At 65.5% G+C, this 12,787-nt stretch carries 10 protein-coding genes; 6 read left to right on the top strand and 4 right to left on the bottom strand.

Annotation, left to right across the window (positions count from 1 at the left end):
• Positions 1-82 precede the first annotated feature (82 nt).
• Positions 83-847 (top strand): GntR family transcriptional regulator, encoded by a 765-nt coding sequence (locus tag CIT39_RS20605; protein ID WP_094971904.1) that lies wholly within the window; start codon positions 83-85, stop codon positions 845-847.
• 27 nt (positions 848-874) lie between these two features.
• Positions 875-2,239 carry an MFS transporter gene (locus CIT39_RS20600; RefSeq protein ID WP_094971903.1) on the top strand — a complete coding sequence of 455 codons (1,365 nt, stop codon included), beginning with the start codon at positions 875-877 and terminating at the stop codon, positions 2,237-2,239.
• A 55-nt stretch (positions 2,240-2,294) separates the two neighbouring features.
• Here CIT39_RS20600 and CIT39_RS20595 read toward each other — a convergent pair whose 3' ends face one another.
• The 4 genes from CIT39_RS20595 to CIT39_RS20580 form a co-directional block, all read right to left on the bottom strand.
• Complete coding sequence (locus CIT39_RS20595; protein WP_094972481.1) at positions 2,295-2,531, bottom strand: hypothetical protein; 237 nt, start codon at positions 2,529-2,531, stop codon at positions 2,295-2,297.
• 97 nt (positions 2,532-2,628) lie between these two features.
• Positions 2,629-3,879: an arsenic transporter gene (locus CIT39_RS20590; RefSeq protein ID WP_162308597.1), complete on the bottom strand. Its 1,251-nt coding sequence runs from the start codon at positions 3,877-3,879 to the stop codon at positions 2,629-2,631.
• Positions 3,880-3,904: 25 nt separating this feature from the next.
• Positions 3,905-5,179 carry an MFS transporter gene (locus CIT39_RS20585; protein ID WP_094971901.1) on the bottom strand — a complete coding sequence of 425 codons (1,275 nt, stop codon included), beginning with the start codon at positions 5,177-5,179 and terminating at the stop codon, positions 3,905-3,907.
• Between the two features lie 228 nt (positions 5,180-5,407).
• On the bottom strand, positions 5,408-7,885 hold the full coding sequence (locus CIT39_RS20580; protein ID WP_094971900.1) for a hybrid sensor histidine kinase/response regulator: 2,478 nt from the start codon (positions 7,883-7,885) through the stop codon (positions 5,408-5,410).
• Between the two features lie 218 nt (positions 7,886-8,103).
• Here CIT39_RS20580 and CIT39_RS20575 point away from each other — a divergent pair, with 218 nt between their 5' ends.
• The 4 genes from CIT39_RS20575 to CIT39_RS20560 all read left to right on the top strand — a co-directional run bounded on the left by CIT39_RS20575 (position 8,104) and on the right by CIT39_RS20560 (position 12,697).
• Positions 8,104-9,186, top strand: coding sequence for a zinc-binding metallopeptidase family protein (locus CIT39_RS20575; RefSeq protein ID WP_094971899.1), 1,083 nt, complete (start codon positions 8,104-8,106; stop codon positions 9,184-9,186).
• A gap of 185 nt (positions 9,187-9,371) precedes the next feature.
• Positions 9,372-11,387: an acetyl-CoA carboxylase biotin carboxylase subunit gene (locus CIT39_RS20570; RefSeq protein WP_094971898.1), complete on the top strand. Its 2,016-nt coding sequence runs from the start codon at positions 9,372-9,374 to the stop codon at positions 11,385-11,387.
• 147 nt (positions 11,388-11,534) lie between these two features.
• Positions 11,535-12,401: an isocitrate lyase/PEP mutase family protein gene (locus CIT39_RS20565; protein ID WP_094971897.1), complete on the top strand. Its 867-nt coding sequence runs from the start codon at positions 11,535-11,537 to the stop codon at positions 12,399-12,401.
• A complete protein-coding gene (locus CIT39_RS20560) occupies positions 12,398-12,697 on the top strand; it encodes an acylphosphatase (protein WP_094971896.1) in 300 nt (99 codons plus the stop codon). The genes CIT39_RS20565 and CIT39_RS20560 overlap by 4 nt, the downstream gene beginning before the upstream one ends.
• Positions 12,698-12,787: the final 90 nt, after the last annotated feature.

Here is a 12,787-nt window from a genome sequence, read left to right as displayed (position 1 = left end):
ATATATCACAACATGTTTTAAGGAGCCGACAATTAAAGCGCCATCAAGCAACGAGAGCGCGGGCAGACGGGGAGAGAACGGCATGGCACGCAAGCGCGCACTCGAGGTGGTCAAAAACGACGAAGACGTCGAGGGCAAGCCCTCGCGACGAAACCGGCTCAACTTCTTCGAGTTGGCCTATCAAAAGATCGAAGAACTGCTCGTGCACTGCGAGCTCAAGCCCGGACAATTCATGACGATGCTGGAGTTGCAGCAGATCACCGGCTTCGGACGCACCCCGGTGCATCACGCCATCAATCGTCTGTCCGCCGACACGCTCATCATCATCCGTCCGCGTCACGGCCTGCACATCGCGCCGATCGATCTCGCGCGTGAGCGCATGCTGCTGGCCCTGCGCCGCGACATGGAGCGCTTCGTCGTCCGCCTTGCGGCCGATCGCGCCAGCCTCTCGCATCGCAACCAGGCGCTTCACATCGAGCGCGTCCTGCGCGAACGCCGTGCCAGCCTGACTCTCGATGAATTCAACAGCATCGACCGCCGCATCGACGCACTGGTGCTGGAAGCTGCCGGCGAGCCCTTCCTGGTGCATACGCTGCGGCCGCTGCACACGCTGTACCGCCGCATCGGCTACATCCATCACCGCTTCATGCCGGGACAAACCGACCTGTCGGGCACGATCGACCGTCATCTCGCCATTCTCAGTGCGGTCGCCGGCCGCCACGTCGAGGACGCGGTGACGGCGAGCGATGCGCTGATCGACTACATGGACCAGATGTTCACGGGCATGGAGGCGGGGATCGATCCGCGCCTGCTCGATTGCAGCATCGAGCCGCTGCTGGGTGCATAGAGAGTTTCGAAGAGAGGACCCAAGAAAATGTCAACGATGGCAATGCCACAACCGACCGCGAGCGAAGCTGCGGTCCGCTACCTCATCACCAACTACAGTCCCAAGGGCAACAAGGTCGGCTGGCTGATGATGGCCTCGATCCTGGTCGAAGCCTGGGACCTCTATTCGATCGCCTTCGTGCTGATCTTCATCAAGGAGCAGTACAATCCCGATCCGCTGATGCTCGGTCTCGCCGCTGCCGGCACGCAAGGCGGCGCCCTGATCGGCGCGCTGCTCGGCGGCTGGCTCTCCGACAAGATCGGCCGCCGCGTCATGTTCCTGGCCACGATGGTGCTGTTCATCGTGCTCGCACTGGCGCAGGCCTTCGTGCCCAATGTGTTCTGGCTCGTCGTGGTCCGCTTCCTGCTAGGCATTCCGCTCGGTTCGGACATCTCGACCGGCTACACCTACATCATGGAATCCATGGCCAAGGGTGAGCGCGAGGTCATGGGCAACCGCTGGCAGTTCATGTTCGCCGTCGGCGAGGTGCTGACGATCGGCGTCATCGTGATCTTCCTGCTGCTCGACATCCACCATGAGACGCTGTGGCGGGTGACGCTCGGCCTCGGCGCGCTGCCGGCGCTGATCATCCTGATCATGCGCCACGACGTACCGGAGACGGCGGTTTGGCTGGTGCAGAAGGGACGCTACCGCGAGGCCAAGCAGGTCGCGCGCGAGATGTTCAACGACGATCTCGCCATGCTGCCGGACCATGACGTCAAGGTGCCCAAGGTCTCCACCCGCGCGTTCCTCGCCGACCTCAAGAAGGATCCGATCCGCTGGCGCGCCACGATCTACGGCTGGATCGCCTGCTTCGCGCAAGCCAGCGAGTTCTCGACCTTCGCGTTCTATCTGCCGGTGCTTTTCGTCATGGTCGGCGTGTCGAGCGTGCTCGGCATCAATCTGGTGACGATGGCGCTATTCTCCTTCGCCGCCGTGTCGGGCTGGGTCGGTCCGCTGCTGACGCCGAAGATCGGCCACCGCGGCATCTCGATCGCGGGCTTTTCGATCGTTCTGGTCTCGCTGCTGGTCGCAGCCTTCGCGCTCTACACCGACAACAAGATACTGCTGCCGTTCGCGGCGGCCGCGATGCTGTGGGGCCATTATTGGGACGCCTCGAACTGCATGACGATCCCGACCATGGTCGCCAAGCCGCAATATCGCGGCACCGCCAGCGGCTTCGCCTACATGTTCGTGAAGCTGCCGTCGTTCCTGGCGATCTTCCTGTTCCCGTCGCTGTTCGCGGCGATCGGGCAGGCCAACGCCACGCTGTTCGTCGCGATCTTCCCGCTGATCGGATTGCTCGCCGCAATCTTCGTCCTGCCGGAAGTCTACGGCTACGAGAACGACTGATAACGCGCAGCCCCGATCGCGGCCATGGCCGCGATCGGGGCTGTCCCGACCGGCGCTACGGGCTGAGGAAGACGGGATCAATCCCGGTGCCGTGGCCGAGCAGCCCGATCGCCTGGAGTTGGGCGCTGTGAAGATCGACCTCCACCATTGCGAACAGGGTCAGCAACACCACGGCCGCAACGAGCAGCAACGGGTGGGCCGTTTCCGTCCGGCTCCGGTTCGGTGCGATGAAGCTCTGAAACGAGCGGCGCAGGGAAAAGCTCTGCGGCAACGCCTTCGACTGGATCTGCATGATGAACCTCCTTGCCACGCGCGATGGAGCCGCGCGACAAGGTAAAGTCTAGCTCCCGCACCAGCGGCGACATTGATGCGCCGCAAAAAGCGGAAGATTATCGGATCGCCGCCGCCAGGGCCGCGATCAAAGCAGGCGGCGTCACCAGCAGGCCGAGCTTGAGGAACGGCCAGGCGCCGACCTCGATCTTCTCCCTGCGCAGTGCGACCAGCCAGAGGATGGTGGCGAGCGAGCCTGTCACCGACAGATTGGGGCCGAGATCGACGCCGATCAGGATGGCGCTGACGACGGGCGCCGGCAAATGGTCGCTGGCGGCGACCGAGCCGGCGACGAGGCCGACGGGCAGGTTGTTGGCGATGTTGTCGGCGATCGCGGTGGCAATGCCGACGCTCCAGGCCGCCTTCGGCACCGACTGCGCCACCGCTTCATGCAGCAGCGCGCTGAGCTGCGCGATCACGCCGGTCTTGACCAGCGCTTCCACCATCACGAACAGCCCGCCGACCAGCGGCAGCACGCTCCAGGACACGCCGCGCAGTACGGGTAGCGGCGACTGGCGGCTGATCAGCAACACGATCGCAGCCGTCACGCAGCCGCAGATGAAGGTCGGCAAGCCCAGCTGCTTGTCGAGCGCGGACGCCGTGACCAGCACGACGCCGATCGCGACGATGCCGATCGCCGTCAGCTTGCCGCCGCGGCCGAGCTTGGGATGCGGCACGCTGGACGCAATCGTCTCCTCCTTCAGGGCGCGGTGCTGGGTCAGCCGCAGCACGTTGTAGGTCAGCAGGATCGACGCCGCTGAGGGAAGGGCGAACATGCGCAGCCATTCGGTGAGCTCGGGCATGCGCGCGCCGAACACCACGAGATTGGCGGGATTGGAGATCGGCAGCACGAAGCTCGCGGCATTGGCGATGAAGGCGCAGACGAACAGATAGGGCAGCGGTTTGGCGCCGGCCGCGCGTGTCGCGGCGTAGACGGCGGGCGTCAGCACGATCGCGGTGGCATCGTTGGAGAGCAGCACCGTGACCAGCGTGCCGACGAGATAGACCAGCAGGAACAGCCGCTGCGGCGAGCCGGCCGCATATTCCACCGCGAGCGCGGCGAGATAGTCGAACAGGCCTTCGAGGCGTGCAAGCTCGGCGATCAGCATCATGCCGATCAGGAAAAGGTAGACGTCGAGGCCCTTCTCGATGCCGGTGAGCGCGTCCCGCCACGGCAGCAGGCCTGACAGCACCAGGGCGCCCGCACCGATCACGGCCCAGATCGCCTCGGGCAGGCGGAACGGCCGGATGATGACGCAAGCGGTCGCGACGACGATGATGCTCCAGGCCCAGATGGCGTCAGACGGCACGGTCAGTCCTTGACGTGAAGTGTGGTCATTCGGCAGCGATAGCGGATGCCGGCGCCGCTGTCTCCCCCCGTCGGCGTGGGCCGCCATGTCGTGTCTCGGGCAGCGCGAGAAGGCAGATCACGGCGCCGATCGCGGCGACAACGCCGAGAGTGATGAACGCCGCGCTGTAGCCCGCGCCGACCACGACGAAGCCGGCCAGTGTGGTCGATAGCGCGGCGCCGATGCTCTGGGCGGTGATGACGGCGCCTTGCGCGACGTTGAAGCGGCCGGTGTTGCGCATGAGGTCGGCAACGATGACGGGAAAGATCGCGCCGAAAATGCCGGCACCGACGCCGTCGAGAAGCTGCACGCCGACCAGCCAGAACGGATTGTCGGAGAGCGTGTAGAGCGCGCCGCGGATCGGCAGGATCAGCAGGGCGGCGAGAAAGAATCGCTTGTGTCCCCATGTGTCGGCCTTGGCGCCAACCAGCATCGCAAACGGCACCATCACCAACTGCGCCGCGACGATGCAGGCGGACATCAGGCTGGTGCCGAGATTCTTGTCCTGTAACGCCAGCTTCTGCCCGACCAGCGGCAGCATCGCCGCGTTGGAGAGGTGAAACAGGAGCGCGCAGATGGCGAAGACGAGCAGGGGTCGGGAGGTCAGCAGCACTTTCAGCCCCGAAGGCTGTTCGTGGTGCTCGGCGTCGTTCGCCCCGTCCAGCCCGCGCGCAAGATCGTGGTCGATCGCCCGTTCAGGAATGGCGAGGATGCTGACAAGACTTGCGATCGCCATGCCGCCGAGCAAATAGAACACGACCGTCGGTCCGAACCAGTAGGCCGACAATCCGGCCAGGCCCGCCGCGACGGCGTTGCCGGCATGGTTGAAGGTCTCGTTGCGGCCGATCCGTCTGGTGAAGGCCCGATGTCCGAAGATGCCGAGCGAGACGGCGGCGATCGCCGGCGGAAAGATGACGCCGGCCGCCTGCGCGATCCCTTGCGAGATCGCGACCGGTAGGAAGCTCGGAAACAAGGGCAGCGATAATGACGCGAGCGTCACGAGGATCGCTGCCACCGCCATCACCGTCCGCTTCGCGCGGGTCGCATCGACCAGCGCACCGGCCGGCGTCTGGGCGAGGATGCCGGCGATGGTCGCGACCGACATCACGAGGCCGATCCGCGCCTCGTCCCAGTGCTGCTCGGTCAGCAGATAGACGGCAAGGTACGGACCGAGCCCGTCGCGGACGTCGGCGAGGAAGAAATTGGCCGCATCCAGCGCGCGGCCGGCTCGCCTGGTCAGATCGGGGTCTTGGGTCGACATCAGTTTCTCGAACGTCCTTTGTGTAGACCACAGCCTTTCAAAGCCTCAGCGGCCGTCGCGGACAAGTCTAAACGCGGATCCGGCCTCATGACCGCAGGGTCACATTTTACGATGACATGCGGCTATCAGCTGGCGATACAACTCCCTCCCGGAAGTATCGGTCCCGGATCTGCCGACGCTACGCCTTGTCTGAAGCTGTGCTTGTCCCGGACGAAGATGGCGAGTGAATCACCGTGCCATCGAAATCTTCTCGCTGATCGCCTTTCGCAGAATCCGCGACAGCGATTCCACCGAATACGGCTTCTGGATCAATTCGAAACCGCGATGGGCGTTCTCGGCGAGCACGTTGCTGTAGCCGGACGTCAGCACCACGGGCAGGCCGGGATAGCGCTCGCGGATGATGCCGGCGAGCTCGACGCCGTTCATGCCGGGCATGATGACGTCGGAGAATACGAGGTCGACGGCGAATTCGTTCTCACCAAGGATCGCCAGCGCCGCATTGGCGTTGGCGACGCGGCGAACGATATAACCGAGATCTTCCAGGAGCTCGGTCGAGAACTGGCCGACATCGTCATTGTCCTCGACCACGAGCACGCGATATCCACGCCCGGTGGTCGCGGTCTCACTGGTGAGTGCCGCCGCCTGGCTTTCGGCGACGGGGCTCTGTGCCTGCGGCAGATAGATGGTGAAGGTCGCGCCCTTGCCCTGGGTGCTCGTCACTGCGACGTCGCCCTCGGACTGCTTGGCGAAACCAAAGGCTTGGCTGAGGCCGAGGCCGGTGCCCTTGCCGACTTCCTTGGTGGTGAAGAAGGGCTCGAAGATCGAGTCGAGATGTTCCGGCGCGATGCCGCTGCCGGTGTCGGTGACGGAGATCGCGACGTAGTCGCCGCCGCGCGCCGATTGCGCGCGCAGGCTCGGGATGCCGGAGACCTTGTGCACGCCGATCACGAGGCGGCCTTCGCCGTCCATGGCATCGCGGGCGTTGATGGCGAGGTTGATCAGCGCGGTCTCGAATTGGGCGATGTCGGCCACCGTGAAGCAGTCGGGATCGTGAATCTCCACCGCGATGTCGATACGCCCGCCGACCAGCGGCCGGACCAGCTGCGCGACGCCCTCGACCTGGCTGCCGACGTTGAAGATCTGGGGCTTCAGCGGCTGCCGGCGCGCGAACGCCAGCAGCTGGGCGGTCAGCTTTGAGGCGCGCTCCACGGTATCGGAGATGGCATCGACATAGCGGCGGCGGCGCTCTTCCGGCAGCTCGCGGCGGCGCAGGAAATCGGTGGCAGAGCGGATGATGGTGAGGAGATTGTTGAAGTCGTGCGCGACGCCGCCGGTGAGCTGGCCGATCGCCTCCATCTTCTGCGACTGCCGCAGCGCTTCCTCGCCGCGGCGGCGCTCGGTGATGTCGACGGCTTCAGGCACGGCGCCGGTGATGTTGCCGTGGCGGTCGAGCACGGGGCGCATGCCGAAGTCGAAATCGCGCTCGCCGACGGGAAGGCGCAGGCGCATCTCCAGCCGCACGGCTTCGCCCTTCAGCACGGTGTAGAAGGCCTCGCGCACCAGCGTGCCCATGCCCTCCGTCGCGCTGAACCACGGCGTCTCCCACAACGGCTTTCCGATGACATCCGAAGAGCTCGCCCCCATACCGTCGAGTGCGGTCTTGTTGGCGTAAAGCAGCTCGCCCCTGAGATTGACCAGGCCCTGATACTGGTTGCTGGTCTCCAGGATCGCGCGCAGCCGCGCTTCATTGGATTCGAGCTCGGCGGTGCGCTCGGCGATGCGCTCTTCCAGCGTCTCGTTGAGCTGCCGCAGCTCGATCTCGGCCTGCTTGGCGACGGTGATGTCGTGGGCGACGCCGATGAAGCCGATATGCCTGCCGGTCGGGTCCCAGCGCGGCTGCGATTCCGAGCGAAGCCAGCGCCATTCGCCGTCGGCGTTCTTGTAACGCGCCTCCAGCACGAAAGGCTTGAGCGACGCTTCGCCCTGAACGGATTGCTGCAGCACGCGCGGCAGGTCGTCGGGATGCAGCACCTTGCGCCAGTCGAAGTCGATCGCCTGGTCGTAGGGCAAGCCGACGAAGTCGACATAGGCCTGGTTGGCGAAGGACCGCTTGCGGTCGAGCTTGGTCACCCAGATCGGCACGGGCGCGCTGTCGGCGATCAGCCGAAATCGCTCCTCACTCTCGCGCAGGGTCTCGCGCGCAAGCATCTGGTCGGTGATGTCGATGTGGGCGCCGACGAGGCGGATGGCGCGGCCATCCTGGTCGCGCTCGATCTTGGCGACGACCCGGATCCAGCGGGTCTCGCCGTCATTGGGGCGGACGATGCGGTACTCTGCGGTGTAGTCTTCGCTGGTCCCGGCGAGCGCATCGATGAAGTGTTTGACCGCGGCGTCGCGGTCGTCGGGATGGATGCGATTGACCCAATCCTCGTGCGATTCCCCGGCCGCCTCCGGCGGCAGGCCGTGGATGATGAGGTATTCCGGCGAGCGGCGGTTCTTGAAGCCGTCGCGGAAATCGACCTCGACGCCGCCGACCTTGGCGATGCGCTGGATGCGCGCCAGCTCGGCCTCGCGCTCCTGCAGCGCGCGATAGGCGTTGTCGCGCTCGCGCGCGACGTCTTCGAGGTGCTGGCGCAGCCTTTCGGCGGCGATGGTCTCGGGCAGGGGATCGTTCAAGGCATCGGCCGTTGTCATGCGGGAGCGCACGTGCCGGACCGATATTCACACAGACAGAGCGTGATGGCCATTGTTTAAAGGGATTGGTATGGAAAGACGCCACTGAACGGGCGGCGATGCGTATCAATCAAACGCCGCGTCTGGCAATTTGTTCCGGAGACTGGAACGATCGGCCGGCAGGCGCGTCTTTCGCGAGGCGCCACCAATGCCTTTTTTGATAAAGGCTCCCTTTCCGAAGAGGATAGATCTTGAAGCTCTTTGTCTGCCAGGCCTGCGGCAACGTTCTCTATTTCGAGAACCGTGCCTGCGAACGCTGCGGCCATCAGGTTGCCTTCCTGCCAGAAAAGGAGACGATGTCGGCGATCGAGCCCGACGGCGAGGCCTGGAAGATCCTGGCCGAGAAGGGCGAAAGCCGGATGCTGTGCCGCAATGCCGAGTACGATGCCTGCAACTGGCTGACGGACACGGGCGATACCACCGGCTATTGCCGCGCCTGCCGTCACAACGGCATCGTGCCGGATCTGTCCGATCCCGCCCAGCTTGCCGGCTGGCGCGAGCTGGAGGTGGCGAAACACCGCCTGTTCTACTCCCTGATCCGCTGGAAGCTGCCGCTCCGGACCCGGCAGGACGACCCCGAGCATGGCCTGATCTTCAATTTCCTCGCCGACGATCCGCAGAGCGGCGAGAGGGTCATGACAGGCCATGACAACGGCCTGATCACGATCGCACTGACCGAGACCGACGAGATCGAGCGCGAGCGGCGCAGGCTCGAGATGGGTGAGCCCTATCGGACACTGCTCGGCCATTTCCGCCACGAGGTCGGCCACTATTTCTGGGACGTACTGGTGCAGGGCGGCGGCAAGCTCGATGAATGCCGCGCGGTATTCGGCGACGATTCCACCGATTACGGCCAGGCCTTGCAGCGTCACTATGCCGAAGGCGCGCCACCGGACTGGCAGCAGAGCTACGTCTCGGCCTACGCCACCATGCATCCCTGGGAAGACTTCGCCGAGACCTGGGCGCACTACCTCCACATCGTCGACACCCTGGAGATGGCGGCCGAGTTCGGCATGGAGGTGCGCCCCAAGGTCGACCGCGACGGGGACTTGACGGCCCGCATCCGGTTCAACCCTTACGAGGCGAGGGACGTCCAGGCGCTGGTCAACGCATGGCTGCCTTTCACCTTCGCCATGAACAGCGTCAACCGTGCCATGGGCGCGCGCGACCTTTATCCCTTCATCCTGTCGCAGGCCGTGGTCGCCAAGCTGGACTTCATTCACAGCCTGGTTCGGGACGTGGCCAAATCGGCGTCCTTGCCCAGGAAGGGGTAGGGCCCCCGGGCGCCGCCAGCCCCGTTCCCGAGCCCGTTTCGGTCTTGCGCTGGTACGCCAGATGGCCCGGATTTAGACCGTTGCCTCCAGCCCATTTTGATGTACCACGGGAGCCACACGGCCCGTCCCCATAGGCCCCAACGGCCAGGGAAGGGTCCCGCCCAAGGTCGAGACTCAAGAGAAGCATGTTCAAACGCATTCTGATCGCCAATCGCGGCGAAATCGCCTGCCGGGTCATCAAGACCGCGCGCCGCATGGGAATTGAGACGGTTGCGGTCTATTCCGAAGCCGACCGCGACGCCCTCCATGTCGAGATGGCCGACGAGGCCGTGCTGATCGGCCCGCCGGCCGCGGCGGAGAGCTACCTGGTCATCGAGAAGATCGTCGAGGCCTGCCGTAAGACGGGCGCGCAGGCCGTGCATCCCGGCTACGGCTTCCTGTCCGAGCGCGAGGCGTTTCCGCGCGCGCTGGAAGCCGCCGGCATCGTCTTCATCGGCCCGAACCCGGGCGCGATCGCGGCGATGGGCGACAAGATCGAGTCGAAGAAGGCCGCCGCCAAAGCAAACGTCTCGACCGTGCCCGGCTATCTCGGCGTGATCGAGGACGACAAGCACGCGGTCAAGATCGCCGACGAGATCGGCTATCCCGTGATGATCAAGGCATCCGCGGGCGGTGGCGGCAAGGGCATGCGCATCGCGCATTCGACCTCCGAGGTCGCGGAAGGTTTCAACCTCGCCAAGGCCGAGGCCAAGGCCTCGTTCGGCGACGACCGCGTCTTCGTCGAGAAGTTCATCGTCGATCCCCGCCACATCGAGATCCAGGTGCTGGGCGACAAGCACGGCAACGTCGTCTATCTCGGCGAGCGCGAGTGCTCGATCCAGCGCCGCAACCAGAAGGTCATCGAGGAGGCGCCGTCGCCGTTGCTCGACGAGGCCACCCGCCGCAAGATGGGCGAGCAGGCCGTCGCGCTGGCCAAGGCCGTGAACTATGATTCCGCCGGCACCGTCGAGTTCGTCGCAGGGCAGGACAAGAGTTTCTACTTCCTGGAGATGAACACGCGCCTCCAGGTCGAGCATCCCGTCACAGAGCTCGTCACCGGCATCGACCTCGTCGAGCAGATGATCCGTGTTGCCGCCGGCGAGAAGCTCGGCATCGCTCAGAAGGACGTCACGCTGACCGGCTGGGCGGTGGAATCGCGCCTCTATGCCGAAGATCCGTTCCGCAACTTCCTGCCTTCGATCGGGCGGCTTGTGAAATACCGGCCGCCGGCGGAAGTGAGCAAGGACGGCATCACCGTGCGCAACGACACCGGCGTGCAGGAGGGCGGCGAGATCTCGATCCATTACGATCCGATGATCGCAAAGCTCGTCACCCACGCGCCGTCGCGCGCGGCCGCGATCGAGGCGCAGGCGACCGCGCTGGACTCGTTCTACGTTGACGGCATCCGCCACAACATCCCGTTCCTGTCGGCGCTGATGCATCATCCGCGCTGGCGCGAGGGGCGGCTGTCGACCGGCTTCATTGCCGAGGAATTCCCCAAGGGCTTTGCGGTGCGCGTACCCGAAGGCGAGGTCGCCCGGCGCATCGCCGCGGTCGGCGCCGCCATCGATCACGTGCTGGGTGAGCGCAAGCGGCAGATTTCGGGCCAGATGGGCGGCCGCGTCGTGCAGCGCGAGCGCCGCCGCGCGGTCTGGCTCGACCGTCAGGAGATCCAGCTCGAGGTCGCTCGCGAGGGCGACGCCATCGCGGTGCGCTTCGTCGACGCCGAGGGTAAGGCCGGCAATTCGCATCTGCTGGCCTCGCCGTGGAAGCCGGGCGATCCGGTCTGGCAGGGCACGATCGACGGCCATTTGGTCGCAGTGCAGGTGCGTCCGATCCCCAACGGCATCCGCCTCGCGCATCAGGGCGTCGAGGTCCCGGTCTATGTCTGGACCGAAGCGGAGGCGGCTTCGGCGCGGCTGATGCCGGTGACGACGGCCTCCGACACCGGCAAGAAGCTGCTGTGCCCGATGCCCGGGCTCATCGTCTCGATCGCGGTGACGGAAGGGCAGGAGGTCAAGGCCGGCGAGACGCTGGCGGTGGTCGAAGCCATGAAGATGCAGAACGTGCTGCGCGCCGAGCAGGACGGCACCGTGAAGAAGGTCCATGCCAGCGCCGGCGCGACGCTCGCGGTGGACGCGCTGATCCTGGAGTTTGCGTAAAGCGCTCCGAGTACGACAGTCGACCCTCACCCTGAGGAGCCGCGCTTGCGCGGCGTCTCGAAGGGCGAGGCCACAGCCGGGCCTGCATCCTTCGAGACGCGCGCAAGAGCGCGCTCCTCAGGATGAGGAATTGAGAGTGAGGCACCCATGGCCTTTCGTACCCGCCGCCAGAAACTGCGCCTCATCCTGTCGGGCTCGGCCTGCGTCCATCCCGGCTCGGTCTATGACGCGATCTCGATCCGCATCGCCGAGGATCTCGGATTTCCGCTCGGCATGTTCGGCGGCTCGGTCGCTTCGCTCGCGGTGCTCGGCGATCCCGATATCACGCTGATCACGCTCACCGAGCTTTGCGAGCAGATGCGGCGGATGTCGCGCGCAGCCAGCCTGCCGGTGCTGGTCGATGCCGATCACGGCTATGGCAATGCGCTCAATGTCCGCCGCACGGTGCAGGAGCTGGAGGCGGCGGGCGCCGCCGGCCTCACCATCGAGGACACGCTGCTGCCGGCGGCCTTCGGCGAGGCCAAGGCGCAGCTGATCTCGCTCGAGGAAGGCGTCGGCAAGATGAAGGCGGCGCTCGATGGTCGCAGCGATCCTTCGCTGGTCATCATGGGCCGCACGGGAGCTGCCTCGATCACCTCGATCGAGGACGCGATCAAGCGTGCCAAGGCGTATGAGGCGACGGGCGTCGATGCGCTGTTCTTCACCGGAATCAAGTCGCGCGCCGAACTCGAGGCGATCGCCTCTGCAACGCGTCTCCCCATCGTGCTCGGTGGTGCGCCAGACGAGTTGAATACGCTCGACTATCTCGCCGGCCAGCGCGTGCGCATCGCGCTTCAGGGCCACGCGCCGATCGCGGCGGCAACGCGGGCCGTCTACGACACGTTGAAAGCGTTGCGTGAAGGCACGGCGCCGAAGGAGCTGAAGGGATTGCCGTCGGCGGACCTGACCAACCGCGTCATGCGCGAGGCCGAGGTCAAGGCGCGTAGCGCCGACTTGCTCGGGCTGAAAAAATGAGCCGGGCGATCCTCCAGGTCATGATCCGCGGCCGCGTGCAGGGCGTCGGCTACCGGGGCTGGGTCGAGTACCAGGCGACGGCGTGCGGCCTCGAAGGTTGGGTGCGCAATCGCCGCGACGGCTGCGTCGAAGCGCTGTTCGCGGGAGCGCCGAAGCAAGTTGCCGACATGGTCGCGCTGTGCCGCCACGGCCCGCCGTCCTCACGCGTGGACAGCGTGACGAGCGAGACGGCGAACGCGGATGAGCTGAACCTGCGCAGGGCAGGGGAAGCGTTTTCGGTGTTGCCGACGGTGTAAGTGCTGTCTGTGCTCCGGCCGTATGGGACAGGTAAATGCCGAGCAGCCAAGTTTGTCTCGTAGGGTGGGCAAAGGCGCTCTTGCGCCGTG

It is taken from the genome of Bradyrhizobium symbiodeficiens (assembly GCF_002266465.3).
GTDB classification, from domain to species: Bacteria; Pseudomonadota; Alphaproteobacteria; order Rhizobiales; family Xanthobacteraceae; genus Bradyrhizobium; species Bradyrhizobium symbiodeficiens.
Note: the sequence above shows the minus strand (reverse complement) of the source record. Positions and strands in the feature narration are given on the sequence as shown.